18 protein-coding genes and 1 pseudogene are annotated in these 15,697 nt (G+C 49.5%); 4 read left to right on the top strand and 15 right to left on the bottom strand.

Translation table 11 applies throughout. The features are described from left to right. On the bottom strand, positions 1-2,199 hold a 2,199-nt coding region (locus ABD980_RS09040; protein WP_345371122.1), incomplete at its 3' end, for an ESPR-type extended signal peptide-containing protein. Positions 2,200-2,606: 407 nt separating this feature from the next. Between ABD980_RS09040 and ABD980_RS09035 the strand changes: the two genes are divergently transcribed. Then, positions 2,607-4,034 carry an NAD-dependent succinate-semialdehyde dehydrogenase gene (locus ABD980_RS09035; protein WP_345371119.1) on the top strand — a complete coding sequence of 476 codons (1,428 nt, stop codon included), beginning with the start codon at positions 2,607-2,609 and terminating at the stop codon, positions 4,032-4,034. Between the two features lie 85 nt (positions 4,035-4,119). Here ABD980_RS09035 and rpsQ read toward each other — a convergent pair whose 3' ends face one another. From rpsQ to rplC, 10 genes are read right to left on the bottom strand one after another with little or no spacing between them, the layout of a single operon-like run. Beyond that, positions 4,120-4,404, bottom strand: a complete 285-nt coding sequence (rpsQ, locus tag ABD980_RS09030; protein WP_260650560.1) for a 30S ribosomal protein S17 — start codon at positions 4,402-4,404, stop codon at positions 4,120-4,122. A gap of 1 nt (position 4,405) precedes the next feature. After that, positions 4,406-4,597, bottom strand: a complete 192-nt coding sequence (gene rpmC, locus ABD980_RS09025) for a 50S ribosomal protein L29 (protein WP_260650559.1) — start codon at positions 4,595-4,597, stop codon at positions 4,406-4,408. Positions 4,598-4,606: 9 nt separating this feature from the next. Next, on the bottom strand, positions 4,607-5,023 hold the full coding sequence (rplP, locus tag ABD980_RS09020; protein WP_260650558.1) for a 50S ribosomal protein L16: 417 nt from the start codon (positions 5,021-5,023) through the stop codon (positions 4,607-4,609). A gap of 2 nt (positions 5,024-5,025) precedes the next feature. After that, on the bottom strand, positions 5,026-5,793 hold the full coding sequence (gene rpsC / locus ABD980_RS09015; protein WP_260650557.1) for a 30S ribosomal protein S3: 768 nt from the start codon (positions 5,791-5,793) through the stop codon (positions 5,026-5,028). Between the two features lie 9 nt (positions 5,794-5,802). After that, entirely contained in the window at positions 5,803-6,132 is a 330-nt protein-coding gene (gene rplV / locus ABD980_RS09010; RefSeq protein ID WP_260650556.1) for a 50S ribosomal protein L22, read from the bottom strand. Positions 6,133-6,135: 3 nt separating this feature from the next. Next, positions 6,136-6,411: a 30S ribosomal protein S19 gene (gene rpsS, locus ABD980_RS09005; RefSeq protein ID WP_260650555.1), complete on the bottom strand. Its 276-nt coding sequence runs from the start codon at positions 6,409-6,411 to the stop codon at positions 6,136-6,138. Positions 6,412-6,422: 11 nt separating this feature from the next. After that, positions 6,423-7,250 (bottom strand): 50S ribosomal protein L2, encoded by an 828-nt coding sequence (gene rplB / locus ABD980_RS09000; protein ID WP_260650554.1) that lies wholly within the window; start codon positions 7,248-7,250, stop codon positions 6,423-6,425. A 1-nt stretch (position 7,251) separates the two neighbouring features. Further along, the gene (rplW, locus tag ABD980_RS08995) at positions 7,252-7,548 is read right to left on the bottom strand and encodes a 50S ribosomal protein L23 (RefSeq protein WP_260650553.1); all 297 of its coding nucleotides are present in this window, start codon (positions 7,546-7,548) and stop codon (positions 7,252-7,254) included. Then, positions 7,545-8,162 (bottom strand): 50S ribosomal protein L4, encoded by a 618-nt coding sequence (rplD, locus tag ABD980_RS08990; protein ID WP_260650552.1) that lies wholly within the window; start codon positions 8,160-8,162, stop codon positions 7,545-7,547. The genes rplW and rplD overlap by 4 nt, the downstream gene beginning before the upstream one ends. A gap of 2 nt (positions 8,163-8,164) precedes the next feature. Then, positions 8,165-8,839 carry a 50S ribosomal protein L3 gene (rplC, locus tag ABD980_RS08985; protein ID WP_260650551.1) on the bottom strand — a complete coding sequence of 225 codons (675 nt, stop codon included), beginning with the start codon at positions 8,837-8,839 and terminating at the stop codon, positions 8,165-8,167. Between the two features lie 193 nt (positions 8,840-9,032). On the opposite strand from rplC, the gene ABD980_RS08980 reads away from it, so the two are divergent. Then, positions 9,033-9,194: a hypothetical protein gene (locus ABD980_RS08980; protein WP_345371114.1), complete on the top strand. Its 162-nt coding sequence runs from the start codon at positions 9,033-9,035 to the stop codon at positions 9,192-9,194. Positions 9,195-9,233: 39 nt separating this feature from the next. On the opposite strand, the gene ABD980_RS08975 is transcribed toward ABD980_RS08980, so the two are convergent. After that, positions 9,234-10,457, bottom strand: a complete 1,224-nt coding sequence (locus tag ABD980_RS08975; RefSeq protein ID WP_345371112.1) for an RNA-guided endonuclease InsQ/TnpB family protein — start codon at positions 10,455-10,457, stop codon at positions 9,234-9,236. A 21-nt stretch (positions 10,458-10,478) separates the two neighbouring features. On the opposite strand from ABD980_RS08975, the pseudogene tnpA reads away from it, so the two are divergent. Both tnpA and dctP read left to right on the top strand, forming a co-directional pair. Beyond that, positions 10,479-10,889: pseudogene (gene tnpA, locus ABD980_RS08970) on the top strand (IS200/IS605 family transposase). After that, positions 10,802-11,824, top strand: coding sequence for a TRAP transporter substrate-binding protein DctP (dctP, locus tag ABD980_RS08965; protein ID WP_345371110.1), 1,023 nt, complete (start codon positions 10,802-10,804; stop codon positions 11,822-11,824). Before tnpA ends, dctP begins: the two are co-directional and overlap by 88 nt. Before the next feature lie 112 nt (positions 11,825-11,936). On the opposite strand, the gene rpsJ is transcribed toward dctP, so the two are convergent. The 3 genes from rpsJ to fusA all read right to left on the bottom strand — a co-directional run bounded on the left by rpsJ (position 11,937) and on the right by fusA (position 15,683). Then, positions 11,937-12,248 (bottom strand): 30S ribosomal protein S10, encoded by a 312-nt coding sequence (gene rpsJ / locus ABD980_RS08960; RefSeq protein WP_077734100.1) that lies wholly within the window; start codon positions 12,246-12,248, stop codon positions 11,937-11,939. A 64-nt stretch (positions 12,249-12,312) separates the two neighbouring features. After that, a complete protein-coding gene (gene tuf / locus ABD980_RS08955; RefSeq protein WP_260650532.1) occupies positions 12,313-13,503 on the bottom strand; it encodes an elongation factor Tu in 1,191 nt (396 codons plus the stop codon). Positions 13,504-13,580: 77 nt separating this feature from the next. Then, complete coding sequence (gene fusA / locus ABD980_RS08950; protein WP_260650546.1) at positions 13,581-15,683, bottom strand: elongation factor G; 2,103 nt, start codon at positions 15,681-15,683, stop codon at positions 13,581-13,583. Positions 15,684-15,697: the final 14 nt, after the last annotated feature.

The raw sequence follows: 15,697 nt of genomic DNA, 5'->3' as shown, positions 1-15,697 counted from the left end.
CACACGAATCACACTGTTGCCATCAGCATCCTGCTCAATCTGCGTCATGATGTTCTGGCCTTCGTCGAACTTCAACCAGTCGGCATTGCCTTGAGCACCGGCAACCGTCACCGTGGAACCCAACTTAGAATTCTTCAGACCGCCATCATTGGCGCTGAAGTTCAGGCCCTTGTTAGCAACCTCAGAGACTTCCTTCAACTGTGACACGTTCACCGCATCTGTGTCAGCTTCACCTGCCGCCAGATTGGTGATCTTCTTACCACCCATATTGATGCCGTTGCTGCTGATCACCGGACCATTGTTGATGGTGATACTGTCCAGACCCTTGATGTCCTTGGCCAAATTAAACTCAAGCCCATCATCACCTTTGGTGATCACGATATTCTCATCGGTATTACCGAAGTCAACCGTCGCACCAGGCGCAACATTCGTTTTGCTTTTACCATCAGCTGTATAGTTCCAGCCTTTATTAGCATTACTTAAACTATCTTTAGTTTCTTGGCTAAGATCAACCTTATAGTCAGTAATGTTTTGAGCGTTTTTATCTGAAGCAATAACTGAAACTGCATCAGAGCCAGCACTCACTGTACTGTTATCTGCATTTACGGTGTAAATCGCTGCGCCTGTTTCTGAGTTAATACCCTTATTCACGCTCGCATTCGTTCCACCTTTAACTGTAGTATTAGAAGCTTTTAACGCATCCCCTACATTATTATATGTTTTGTTATTTACAGTATAAGTTGGGGCTTTAATCGCGCCATCCTTAGGATCAAATACTGCACCACCACCTAAATGATTGGCAATATCGCCGCCTGTTTTGTCGGTGATTGCTTTGTGCTTTTTCAACTGGGATACGTTGACTGCGTCAGTATCTGCACCACCCGCAGCTACGTTTTGCAAGCGTCTTTCATTAGACGCACCTCCAGCAACGCTGCCCGAACCATTACCAATAGAAACGGCGCCTGTAGCGATTGCCCCAGCAGCCCCGGACTCATACAAAAAGGCCTCGTGAGCTGTATAGTCATTAGTAGTGGATCCTGTGCCGATTGCAATACTGTTTTCATGATCTACAGAGGAGTTTGAGCCAAGTGCGACACTATCGGCAAAATTGGCTTTAGCATTAACACCAACAGCAATCGAATTTTTTTGATGAGCTTCTGACAAGCTACCCAAGGCGAGGGCATTTTCACCTATCGCCTGAGCATTTGGCCCCATAGCGAAAGAACGATCACCCTGACCTACAGAGTTCGCGCCTAAAGCAAAAGCATCTTTACCAGAAGCTCTGGCACTGGCACCCGACGCAAAAGTATTTTCCCCTGTCGCTTCTGCTTTATAACCCATTGCTGTAGAGTTTAAACCACTCGCCTCAGAATGCGCTCCAATTGCAAGCGAATAATTACTCGTAGCATTTGCGGCAGCACCAAAAGCAATAGCATCTTGACCTGTTGCTAGGGTCTGCTCACCGGTCATGTAGACAGTACCATTTTGATTTCCAGTACTAGCGGCGTTATCAATATCTGCAGCCCCAATAGCAATCGAGCGTTTACCGGTCGCGGTCGCAGAGTGGCCTACTGCAAGAGAGCCCACTCCGGTTGCTGCAGCAACATTACCAATTGCTTGTGCAAAGTCTCCAGTGGCAGCTGTTTGACGCCCTAATGCCAAGGCAGTATTTCCAGTAGCCAATGCTGCTGGACCAATTGCCAACGAAGCAACGTTTTCTGCTTTTGCTTGAGAGCCAATAGCGATTGCAAGCGCACTCTTATCAGCCGCTGCTTGAGCACCATGCCCAAAAGCGACAGAAGCTTCTTTAGCTTTGGCGTCTGTACCTATCGCCACAGAATGATATTTTTCTTTTGTATCTACATCCTTATTGTATGGATTTTCTCTGTTATAAAATGTTGTATCCTTACCTTTAGTATCCGCTTCTGCCTTGCAACCAATTGCAATTGATTCTTTCTTACCCGCATTAGCCTGATCTCTACCTTTACACTCTGAAATCGCCGTTCCAGCCCCTGTACCTCCATCAATGCCAGTAGCTGCTAAAGCATCGCCCATCACCAACGAGCCAGTCGCCAATACCGCGCCCACTACCGCTGCTTTCACTGAGCCCGATCGCTTCCCTCTGGTTTTCTTATGTTCGGATACGGCAATAAAAGTTCCCGTTTTTTCACTCCAAACAGTTTTATAGACACGGTTCATATCTATCCCTTAATGATAATAATTGAATCAAGCTGCAAAACTAGCCGAATAAGACCACTTTACAAACGCCTTTCTATCTATCTGAAAACAGCAACTTCACCACTACCGTTTTTTTTCAATAAACTGTCTAAATTCTTATGAAGTAGAGGAGATCTTTGCTTTTAGCCTCTTGTATAAAGCTCATCAGGCTTCTTAATTAGCAAGGGAAACAGTTTTTCCAACCCTATATTCCTACAAAACACCCTGCTTATTAAGTTTCACCTTAATACAGGCTAAAACTGTATTAAATTGTTTATATTCTAACAAACAAACACAAGAGAGCCGTATTTCTCTATAGTTGGCACGTTAATTTGTGTTAAATCAGTACCAGTGTCGTTTAAAAGATAATTTTAATTACAGGAGAGACTATGTACCCAACAATCAACTTTTACATCAATGGTGAGTTCACAAGTGGCAATGCCACAAAACACCAATCTATTATTAACCCTGCCACACTGGAAAACCTTGGTCAGCTACCTATCGCCACCACCCGTGATTTAGATCACGCCTTACAAAGTGCGCAAGCAGCATTTGAATCCTGGCGTCATAGTTCACCTATGGAGCGCAGTAAAATTCTGCGTAAGGTCGCTCAGCTTTGTCGAGATCGAGCTGAGGAAATTGGGCGACATATCACTTTGGATCAAGGTAAACCGTTGGCGGAATCCGTGGGCGAGGTCAAAAGCTGCGCTGATCATGCCGATTGGCATGCAGAAGAATGTCGCCGCATCTACGGTCGTGTGATTCCTCCTCGCGACCCACGCGTAAGACAAATCGTCGTTAAAGAACCCATCGGTGTTTGCGCCGCATTTACCCCCTGGAACTTTCCGTTTAACCAGGCTATTCGTAAAATTTCTGCTGCGATTGGAGCGGGCTGCACCATTATCATTAAAGGGCCAGAAGACTCCCCTAGCGCTGTCATGGCCATCGCCCGCATTTTTCACGAAGCCGGTTTACCCCAAGGGGTGCTAAACGTTGTTTGGGGGGTTCCTGCAGAAATATCTGACTATTTAATTCGCTCCCCTATCGTACGTAAAGTCTCTTTTACAGGCTCTGTTCCGGTAGGCAAGCAACTCGCCGCTTTAGCTGGGGCTCACATGAAACCCATTACCATGGAACTGGGTGGGCACTCTCCTGTTTTAGTCTTCCCTGATGTCGATATAGCTCGTGTAGCAAAACAGTTGGCTTATTTTAAAATACGCAATGCAGGACAGGTATGCATTTCCCCTACACGCTTTTATATCCACGATGCCATTTACGATGAGTTCAAAAAAACCTTTATCGATATTTTAGCGAACATAAATATAGGCGATGGTTTAGATCCTGAAACGGATATGGGGCCCCTGGCACACGAGCGCCGTCTCGCTACGATGGATCAATTCGTCCAAAACGCACTAAAGCATGGTGGCAAAATCGAATTGGGTGGTAAACGATTAGATAAAACCGGTTATTTTTATGCCCCTACGGTAATTTCTGAACTGGACGATCAAGCCCAACTCATGACCGAAGAGCCCTTTGGCCCAATTGCGCCCCTGACGCGTTTTCATGATACGGAAGAAGTATTGCGTCGTGCCAATGCTTTACCTTATGGATTAGCCGCTTATGCGTTTACCAATCACTTACAAACCGCACACCAGGTCTCTAACGCCCTGCAAGCAGGGATGGTAAGTATCAACCACTTTGGGGTGGCTTTACCAGAAACACCCTTTGGTGGTATTAAAGACAGTGGTATTGGTAGCGAAGGAGGGATAGAAACATTTGATGGTTATGTCGTAACCAAGTTCATCACCCAGCGTTAACCCTGCCTATATTCTCATAAAAAAACCCCAGCCAAACGACTGGGGTTTTTTAGACTTAGATCCCGTAGTATCTAAGCGGCGTTAATTAAATAACGCGGGCAGGTGTCACCAAGCGTACAACAGTCCACGATTTGTGGCGGCTGATAGGACGGCCCTCGGCGATTTCAACAATATCGCCTTCGTTGTATTGGTTGGTTTCGTCGTGCGCATGATATTTACGTGAACGGACGATGATCTTGCCATATAAAGGATGTTTAACGCGACGCTCTACACGAACGACCACGGTTTTATCCATTTTGGTGCTGACCACACGACCTTGTAAAAGGCGCTGACGCTTTTCTGCAACGGGTGTAGTTTGAGTTTCGCTCATATTACTTTCCTGCTTTCTCAGCCATTACGGTACGCACGCGAGCAATATCACGACGCACTTTAGATAGCTGGCTGGTGTTGGAAAGCTGCTGAGTGGCTTTTTGCATACGCAAGCTAAATTGCGCTTTCAGCAGACTTTCAAGCTCTGTTTGGAGCTCGGCGGTTTCTTTAGAACGGAGTTCGCTGGCTTTCATGTGATCTCCTTAAGCACCAATGTTTCGTACCACAAAAGTGGTAGAAAATGGGAGCTTGGCAGCAGCTAGACGGAATGCTTCGCGTGCGAGCTCTTCGCTTACGCCTTCCATTTCGTACAGCATTTTGCCGGGTTGAATTTCAGCGACCCAGTACTCTGGACTACCTTTACCGCTACCCATACGAACCTCAGCAGGTTTCTGCGAAATAGGTTTGTCAGGGAAGACACGAATCCAGATACGGCCACCACGCTTAATGTGACGGTTGATCGCACGACGTGCCGCTTCGATTTGACGAGCAGTTAAACGACCACGACCCGTCGCCTTTAAACCGAATTCGCCAAAGGAAACTTGGGTACCACGAGTCGCTAGACCTGTGTTACGGCCTTTGTGTTCCTTGCGATATTTTCTACGAGAAGGTTGCAACATAATTATTCTCCTTCTGGCGCCGGTGCTGCGTCACGACGAGGGCCACGTCCACGACCAGGACGACGACCTTCGGGGCGCTCCCCACGTGGGCGACGTTGACGACGCTCTTCGGGTGCGGCTGTCTCTTGAGGCAATTCGCCGTTGGGCAACATATCGCCTTTATAGACCCAGACTTTAATACCGATGATACCGTAAGTGGTATGAGCTTCAGCCGTTGCGTAGTCGATGTGAGCACGCAAAGTGTGTAGAGGCACACGACCTTCGCGATACCATTCGGTACGAGCAATTTCAATACCGTTCAAACGACCGGAACTGGCAATTTTAATACCCTGAGCACCTAGACGCATCGCGTTCTGCATAGCGCGTTTCATCGCGCGACGGAACATAATACGTTTTTCTAGCTGCTGAGCGATAGAATCAGCGATAAGCTGAGCATCGGTTTCAGGTTTACGAATTTCTTCGATGTTTACGTGTACAGGTACACCCATCAAACGCTGAAGATCGACTTTTAGATTTTCGATGTCTTCACCGCGCTTACCAATTACTACGCCTGGACGGGCAGAGTAAATGGTGACGCGAGCGTTTTTAGATGGACGCTCAATTACGACACGACCAACAGAAGCGTTTTTAAGCTTCTTCTTGAGGTATTCGCGCACGCGGATATCATCAGCTAGCATACCGCTGAAATCGTTGTGATCAGCGTACCAGCGAGAATTCCAGTTACGGTTAACCGCGAGGCGGAACCCAATTGGGTGAACTTTTTGTCCCATTGTGACTCCTTAAGCGCCGACCTTAACCACAATGTGGCAGGTTTGCTTTTCGATGCGGTTACCGCGGCCTTTGGCACGAGCGGAAAAACGTTTCAAAGATTGCGCTTTATCAACCTGAATAGCGGTTACGCGCAACTCATCGATGTCGGCACCATCGTTATGTTCAGCATTAGCAATAGCGGACTCAAGCGCTTTTTTGATAATGCCAGCGGCTTTCTTGGGAGTAAATGTTAGCGTATTCAATGCTTGCTCTACAGACTTGCCGCGAATCATATCGGCAACTAAGCGAGCTTTCTGAGCAGAGATACGTACTCCACGAATTGTTGCTGTGGTTTCCATCGCTTATCTCCGTGACTTCTTGTCCGCAATGTGACCCTTAAAGGTACGGGTCAATGCGAATTCACCGAGCTTGTGGCCAACCATGTTCTCGTTAATGTAAACGGGAATATGTTGACGACCATTATGCACGGCAATCGTCAGCCCGATGAATTCGGGCAGGATGGTAGAACGACGCGACCAGGTTTTGATCGGACGTTTGTCTTTGCCCTCAACGGCAGCCTCTACTTTGTTCAGTAGGTGCTCGTCTACAAATGGGCCTTTTTTAATCGAACGTGACATTTGTTCGCCCCTTACTTGCGCTTGCGACGCGAGACAATCATGTTGTCTGTGCGTTTGTTACGACGTGTACGGTAACCCTTAGTAGGAGTACCCCATGGACTGACGGGTTCACGACCTTCACCTGTTTTACCCTCACCACCACCATGCGGGTGATCGATCGGGTTCATGGCCACACCACGAACAGTAGGACGAATACCGCGCCAACGAGTGGCACCGGCTTTACCAATTTGACGCAAGCTGTGATCTTCGTTACTGACGGAGCCAATAGTGGCACGACAGTCAATATGAACACGACGGACTTCACCGGAACGTAAACGTACCTGAGCGTAAGAACCATCGCGTGCTAGCAATACGGCAGAAGCACCTGCTGAACGAGCTAGTTGAGCACCTTTACCTGGTAGCATTTCAATACAGTGAATGGTTGCACCGATTGGGATGTTACGGATAGGTAGGGTGTTACCAGCACGGATAGGCGCATCCTGACCGGACAAGAGCGTAGCACCAACTTCTAGACCACGAGGAGCAATAATGTAACGACGCTCACCGTCGGCATAACACAACAAGGCGATATGCGCTGTACGGTTTGGATCGTATTCTAAACGCTCGACTTTCGCAGGGATACCATCTTTATTACGACGGAAATCAACAATACGATAGTGCTGTTTGTGACCGCCGCCACGATGACGTACGGTGATATGACCGTTGTTATTACGGCCAGAGCTACGCTTTTTCTTTTCGAGTAGTGGAGCATAAGGAGCGCCTTTGTGGAGCTCAGAATGCACTACTTTAATCATGCCGCGACGACCTGCAGACGTGGGCTTAACTTTTACGAGTGCCATATTAGTTCATCTCCGTAAAGTCGAGTTCCTGACCGTCTTTAATGCGAACGTAGGCTTTACGTTCGTTGCGGCGGCGACCTTCGAAACGACCAAATCGCTTGGTTTTACCGTTTTGGTTTAGAACCTGAACAGACTCGACTTCTACATTAAAGAGCATTTCTACAGCTGCTTTAATTTCGGGTTTGGTCGCATCAGGTGCTACGCGGAAAGCGATTTGCTGATTATTTTCAGCTACCATCGTGGCTTTTTCGGTCACGACTGGAGCTAGGATGACTTGGTATAAGCGTTCGGCGTTCATCCCAACATCTCCTCGATTTGAGCGACAGCCGCTTTAGTGATCAATACGTTTTTGTAGTAGATCAAAGATAAAGGATCGGCATCACGCGGTTCGACCACAGCTACATGAGGCAAGTTACGTGTAGCGAGGTAGACGTTTTCATCGATGCTATCAGTAATGATCAGCACAGACTCCAAGCCTAATTCTTTTAGTTTAGTTGCTGCCAATTTGGTTTTGGGAGCTTCTAGTTCAAAAGACTCAACTACAGAAATACGACCTTCGCGAGCTAACTGAGAGAAAATGGACTGCAAACCAGCACGGTACATTTTCTTGTTAACTTTGTGGCTGAAGTTTTGGTCAGGCGAGTTAGGGAACGTACGACCACCCCCACGCCATAATGGCGAGGATGCCATACCCGCACGGGCACGGCCGGTGCCTTTTTGGCGCCAAGGTTTACGTGTGCTGTAGCTAACTTCAGCACGTGTTTTTTGCTTGCTGTTAGCGCTACGAGCATTGGCTTGGTAGGCAACAACAATCTGGTGTACGAGGGCTTCGTTAAACTCGCGGCCGAATACTACATCGGAAGCCGCAAAAGTAGAAGCTTGACCCTGATCATTCAGGAGCTTGAGTTCCATGATTAGGCTCCTTTAACGGCGGGACGCACAACAACGTTGCCGTTTTTGTGACCGGGCACAGCGCCACGGACCAACAACAAGCCACGTTCTGCATCAACACGCACAACATCTAGATTTTGAACGGTGCGGGTAACATCACCCATGTGACCGGCCATTTTTTTACCAGGGAAAACACGACCTGGATCCTGCGCCATACCGATAGAACCGGGGGCACGGTGAGAGATCGAGTTACCGTGGGAGTTACGCTGACCAGAGAAGTTGTGACGCTTGATCGTACCGGCAAAACCTTTACCGATAGTGGTACCTGTAACGTCTACTTTTTGGCCGGCTTCAAATACGCTGTCGATTGCAATCACATCACCAGGATTGTGATCAGCAATTTTAGCGGGATCTAGACGGAATTCTTTAAGGATACTACCGGCTTCTACCCCTGCTTTGGCAAAATGACCAGCGGCAGGTTTATTAACACGGGAGGCGCGACGAGAGCCATAAGCTAGCTGAACGGCAGCATAGCCATCGACTTCGGGCGTCTTGATTTGGGTGACGCGGTTATTGGACACGTCCAGCACCGTTACAGGTACGGATTCTCCGTCCTCTGTAAAAATGCGGGTCATGCCGATTTTGCGCCCAACAAGGCCCAACCGCCATGCGGCAGGCACAGGTGTCGAGTTCGACATCTTATTCTCCATTCCCGACTGCGATTGGTCGGGGCTAACTTGATTACGCGAGCAGATGATTCTGCACACAAAACCTTCTTGTAACTAATAAATAGCTAAGCATATAAATATAGCATGACTAAAGCCATGTCAACAAGAGCATGACCAAAATAAATATCACAAATACAACGCTTTACGAACCCCGTCGTTTTAAATGGCGCAAGTCAATCATACCGGCTTGGGTCGTTGGGTCGGCGATATTTGGGAAGATTTGATGTTTTTGTATTTTCTGAGTCCCAGTAGTGGGGATTTCGTCAACTTTTACAAAGGTGGAGCCTTAGTGCCTTCTGGCGAAGTATTTAGTGCGGTAGATTGACATCCTCCCCGGCCTGAAGGCCGGAGATTCCTACGGCGATCAGGGGCGGCTCAATGCCGCCCCTGAGTCGCTTCGGTGGGTTCCTGCTGCTGGCGACCCTACTGCATCGCTCACTTCACAGGCGAACCGGGCGTGTCCCGCCCTTAGCACATTGATCGCGCCGACCACATCGGCGTTTTCTTCAAAACCGCATTCCACGCACTCGAACCGGGCTTGCGTCTGCCGGTTGTCGGCAGACACATGGCCGCAGCACGGACAGGAACGGCTCGTGTTCTGCGGCGGCACTGCAACCAGCCAGCCGCCTTGCCACGCCAGCTTGTAATCCAGTTGGCGGCGGAACTCGAACCAGCCTTGATCGAGGATGGACTTGTTCAGGCCGGACTTGGCCCGAACGTTTCGTCCCGGTTGTTCGGTAGTACCTGCCGCTGACCTGGACATGTTCCGTACCTGCAAATCCTCGATACACACCATCGCGTGGTTTTGGCTGATCGCGGTCGAGGTCTTGTGCAGGAAGTCGCGGCGGGCGTTGCCGATACGGGAGTGAATGCGCTGGACGCGGGCTTTCGCCTTCTTCCAGTTGTTGCTGAATTTGGTTTTGCGGCTCATGGCCTGCTGCGCTTTGCGCAGGGCCGTTTCATGCCGCTTGAAGCTGTTGAGCGGCGCGTAGAACGTGCCGTCCGAGAGTGTGGCGAAGCGGATCACGCCCATGTCGATACCCACTGCTGTGGCGGCCTGCGGCACGGGCTGCTCAACTTCGCGCTCGGTCTGGATGCTTACGAACCACTTGCCGCAAGACTGGCTCACGGTGACATTTCTGACTGTGCCCAGCACCTCGCGACTATTGCGGTAACGCAGCCATCCCAGCTTGGGCAGGAAGATACGACTGTTGCCCTGATCGAGCTTGATCTGCTTCGGGTCGGGGTAGCGGAAGCTGTCGCGCTGGCCTTTCTTCTTGAAACGTGGAAAGTCGGCCCGCTTGGCGAAGAAGTTGCTGTAGGCCCGCTCCAAATCCTTGAGCGCCTGTTGCAAGGGATGGACCGGCGCATCGGCCAGCCAAGCCGTTTCCGCGCTGTTGCGCCACTCGGTGAGCATCTTGCACAGCTCGGCGTAGCCCAGCTTCTTCTCTCCGCGCTCGTAGCGCTCTTTCTGCAACGCCAGCCCCTTGTTGTAGACGAACCGGCACGAGCCGGCAAAGCGGCGCATTTGCCGCTCTTGCTGCCCGTCTGGTCGCAGTTCGTATTTGAAGGCTTGGAGGCGTTGCATGCGGATATTATAATTTGGCCTATGAGCGACGACAACGATATTAGGCATGGACGACACGGCGTTTTTAAGATGCATGTCCATTTGGTCTTTGTAGCGAAATATCGCCGCAGGGTATTCGATGGCGACGCCATCAACCGGCTGCGCACGATCTTCGCCAAGGTCTGCGCCGACTTCGAGGCGCAACTGATCAAGATGGACGGCGAGGACGATCACGTTCACCTGCTTGTGGAATACCCGCCCAAGGTGGCTGTCTCCAATCTCGTGAACAGCCTCAAAGGCGTCTCCAGTCGCCTGCTGCGCAAGGAACGGCCCGACATCTAGAAGCGCTACTGGAAAGGCGTGCTGTGGTCGCCGTCCTATTTCGCTTCAAGCGGCGGCGCGCCGATTTCCATCGTTCGCCAGTACATCGAGCAGCAGCAAACCCCACACTGAAACCCAAAGACAAGGACGGCTGCGCCGTCCGCGCTATCCTTCCCCGCCCTGAACGGCGGGGCTTGTCGCGCACCGGGTCAGGCACAATTGAAGCCGGTGGCGACTGGCCTGGTTACTGGGCTGGTCGCAACCCGGCTTTCTCGGCGCTAGGCACGCACGTTAGTCTATTTAATGCGATGGACTACGCGAACTGGATCCATCAATGGGGCGGTGCCGATATATATAACGATGTCTATGGGCAATTTGGCATGGTATATATTCCTTATGGCATTACCAATAGCGAAGCCGGTTTTCACACAAATAGCCCTATCCGTAATTTAGAAGAATTCAAAGGCAAACGTTTACGTGTATCGGGTTTAGAACAAGGCCGCGTCCTAGAAAGCATTGGCGGCACCCAAGTTTCTATGGCAGCTCAAGAGCTGTACCAGTCTCTGGAGCGTAATGTCATTGATGGTGCTGAGTTCTCTACCCCTAACGTAGACGTTTCAGCCGGCTTGCATCAAGTCACCAAACACTGGACCACCCCCGGTTGGCATCAGTCCTCTTCCGTTTTTGGCGTGATGATCAATAAAAAAGCGTGGGATGCACTCAGTGACACCACCAAAGAAAAGCTCAAGATTGCTGCCGATGCCACGATGCTCTGGTCCATGTCTTATACGGAAAAACGTGCTGCCGATGGCTTGCGTACTTTTCAAAAAGCGGGGGTAGAAATTCATCGCTTAGACCAAGAGGCTTTGGATACCATACAGAACAATGCCCACGAGGTCATGATTGAGGTAGCATGTAGTAACCCCAAAGCAGCTCAAGTCTACCTGAGTCAGGTTGAGTACCTGAATGACTACAAAGACTGGCGTACAGCTTCTATTCCTTATAACTTAGGTCGTGTGATTACTGGACCGGATTTAGAAAAAATCAAAGCTTGCGCCAATAAATAAGTCTTTTCCGTTATTTCAATCGGTGGCTTAGCACAATAAAAAAGCCGAAAGGATAATCCTTTCGGCTTTTCATTTATTTGATAGAGCATAACACTCTAGCAAACAAATGGAATTACTGCAGAGCGATTTCTACGTCTACACCAGCAGGTAGATCTAAACGCATCAATGCATCAACTGTTTTGTCGGTTGGATCGACAATGTCCATTAAACGCTGATGAGTACGGATTTCAAACTGGTCACGTGCTGTTTTGTTAACGTGAGGGGAGCTCAAAATATCGTAACGACGGATACGTGTAGGTAGCGGTACGGGACCACGAACTACCGCACCAGTGCGTTTAGCCGTATCCACGATCTCGGCGGCGGACTGGTCGATGAGTTTGTAATCAAACGCTTTTAAGCGGATGCGAATTTTCTGGTTTTTCATGTGGAATCCTAAAGAACGAAATAAACGGGGGGATAACCCCCCGTGTCATCATAAGCCGATTGGCTTATTTGATGATTTTAGCTACCACACCAGCACCAACGGTACGGCCACCCTCGCGAATCGCGAAACGTAGACCCTCTTCCATGGCGATAGGAGCAATCAAAGAAACGTTCATCGCGACGTTATCGCCAGGAAGAACCATTTCCTTGTCTTCAGGTAGCTCAATGGTACCGGTCACGTCAGTCGTACGGAAGTAGAACTGTGGACGGTAGCCTTTAAAGAAGGGAGTGTGACGACCACCCTCTTCTTTAGACAGAATGTAAACCTCTGCCGCAAAGTCTGTGTGAGGCTTGATGGTGCCAGGCGCTGCCAAAACTTGACCACGCTCAACGTCTTCACGCTTGGTACCACGTAGCAAGACACCCACGTTATCACCCGCTTCACCCTGATCGAGTAGCTTGCGGAACATTTCCACACCAGTACATGTGGACTTAACGGTGTCACGGATACCGACAATCTCGATCTCATCACCGACTTTAATGATACCGCGCTCAACACGACCGGTTACCACAGTACCACGGCCAGAAATCGAGAACACGTCTTCCACAGGCATCAAGAAAGAACCGTCTACCGCACGCTCAGGGGTAGGAATGTAGGTGTCGAGGGCTTTAGCTAGCTCAAGCACAGCCTGGTGACCCAAAGGACCCATGTCGCCCTCAAGGGCAAGCTTAGCGGAACCTTTGATGATTGGTGTGTCATCACCAGGGAAGTCGTAGCTAGAGAGCAGCTCGCGTACTTCCATTTCTACAAGCTCGAGCAACTCTTCGTCGTCGACCATGTCCGCTTTGTTCAAGAACACAACAATGTAAGGCACGCCAACCTGACGGCTTAACAAAATGTGCTCACGGGTCTGAGGCATAGGACCATCAGCAGCCGATACCACAAGAATCGCGCCGTCCATCTGCGCGGCACCCGTAATCATGTTTTTCACATAGTCAGCGTGACCAGGGCAGTCAACGTGAGCGTAGTGACGATCAGGGGTTTCGTACTCTACGTGAGAAGTCGAAATGGTGATACCGCGTGCTTTCTCTTCAGGAGCAGCGTCAATTTGTGCGTAGTCGCGTGCTTCGCCACCGTATTCTTTGGCTAGAACTGTACAAATTGCAGCGGTTAAAGTGGTTTTACCGTGGTCAACGTGACCAATGGTGCCGACGTTGACGTGCGGTTTAGTCCGTTCAAACTTACCTTTTGCCATGATTTATCCCATCAATGTTTTCAAGAAAACAAAAAATTTAAAGCTGCCCATCACCCGACGGGCAGATAGTTTGTAATTTACTTGCTACGTGCGCTGATGATTTCGTCAGCTATATGTTTTGGAGTTTCAGCGTATTGCTTAAACTCCATACTGTATGTAGCACGACCTTGGGTCTGCGAACGTAGGCTTGTGGAGTAACCGAACATCTCAGCCAGAGGCACCTCGGCTTTAATGAGTTTTCCACCACCGGGGATGTCTTCCATACCCTGAACCATACCACGACGGGAGGACAAGTCACCCATCACAGTACCGGCGTATTCTTCGGGAGTTTCGACTTCCACGGCCATGGTTGGCTCAAGTAGGACGGGGTCTGCACGACGCATACCCTCTTTGAAACCCATTGAGGCAGCCATGCGGAACGCGTTCTCGTTCGAGTCCACATCGTGGTACGAACCAAAGAACAACGTAACCTTAACGTCAACGACCGGATATCCAGCTAATACACCAGAGTGTAGCGTCTCTTGGATACCTTTGTCGACAGCGGGGATGTATTCGCGAGGAACCACACCACCCTTAATTTCATCCACAAACTGATAACCACTACCGGGCTCGAGCGGCTCAAGTTTAAGCACAACGTGACCGTACTGACCACGACCACCAGACTGACGCACGAATTTACCTTCGACTTCGTTACATACAGAACGGATGGTTTCACGGTAAGCCACCTGAGGCTGACCAATGTTGGCTTCTACACCGAACTCACGACGCATGCGGTCAACCAAAACCTCGAGGTGAAGCTCACCCATACCAGAAATAATGGTTTGACCGGACTCTTCGTCTGTTGTTACACGGAAAGAAGGGTCTTCTTGGGCCAAACGTGACAAAGCCACGCCCATTTTTTCTTGGTCAGACTTGGTTTTAGGCTCAACAGCTTGAGAAATCACAGGCTCAGGGAACTCCATGCGCTCAAGAATAATGTGATTATTCATATCGCACAGGGTTTCACCCGTTGTGACTTCTTTTAGACCTACGATAGCGGCAATATCACCCGCTACGAGTTCTTTTAATTCGGCACGGTTGTTAGCGTGCATCTGCAAGATACGGCCGATGCGCTCACGCTTCCCTTTAACTGGGTTGTAAACCGTGTCTCCAGAACGTAGAACACCAGAGTACACACGAACGAAAGTCAGCTGACCAACAAAGTTGTCCGTCATGAGCTTAAATGCCAAAGCAGACATTGGCTCTTTATCGTCCGCGGCACGTGATGTGGGCTCGCCATTATCATCTACGCCTTGGATAGCAGGAATATCTACAGGTGAAGGCATGTAGTCTAGAACTGCGTCTAGCATGCGTTGTACACCTTTGTTTTTAAAGGCAGTACCACACAACACAGGCTGAATTTCACCAGCCAGCGTGCGGATACGAATCCCTTTGTTGATTTCGTCTTCGGTAAGCTCACCCTCTTCGAGGTATTTGTTCATGAGCTCTTCATTGGCTTCTGCCGCAGACTCAATCAAATTTTCACGCCATTCAGCCGCTTCATCAGCTAGCTCAGCGGGAATGTCTTGGTATTCAAATTTAATACCGTAGTTTTCATCTTCCCAGATGATGGCTTTCATTTTGACCAAGTCAATGACGCCTTTAAAGTCTTCCTCTGCACCGATAGGTAGAACAACGGGAACAGGGTTTGCTTTTAGGCGTTGTTTGGCTTGTTCAATAACTTTGAAGAAGTTAGCACCAGTACGGTCCATTTTGTTGATGAACAACAAACGGGGAACGTTGTACTTGTTCGCTTGGCGCCATACCGTTTCAGACTGAGGCTGAACGCCACCCACGGAACAATACACCATGACCGCGCCGTCTAGAACACGCATGGAGCGCTCTACCTCGATGGTAAAGTCCACGTGTCCGGGGGTGTCAATGATGTTGATACGGTGCTCTGGGTAATTACCGGCCATCCCTTTCCAGAAGGCGGTGGTAGCAGCCGATGTAATAGTAATACCGCGCTCTTGCTCTTGTTCCATCCAGTCCATTGTGGCGGAACCCTCGTGGGTTTCACCTAGTTTGTGGCTAACACCGGTGTAGAACAAAATGCGTTCAGTAGTAGTGGTTTTACCTGCGTCAATATGCGCAGAAATACCAATATTACGATAGCGCTCGATAGGGGTTTTGCGGGCCATGATCTATGTCCTTA

Origin of the sequence: Paenalcaligenes hermetiae (genome assembly GCF_039543645.1) — a bacterium.
GTDB classification, from domain to species: domain Bacteria; phylum Pseudomonadota; class Gammaproteobacteria; order Burkholderiales; family Burkholderiaceae_B; genus Paenalcaligenes; species Paenalcaligenes hermetiae.
The sequence above is the reverse complement of the archived record's forward strand: the minus strand, read 5'-3'. Positions and strand labels throughout refer to the sequence as shown.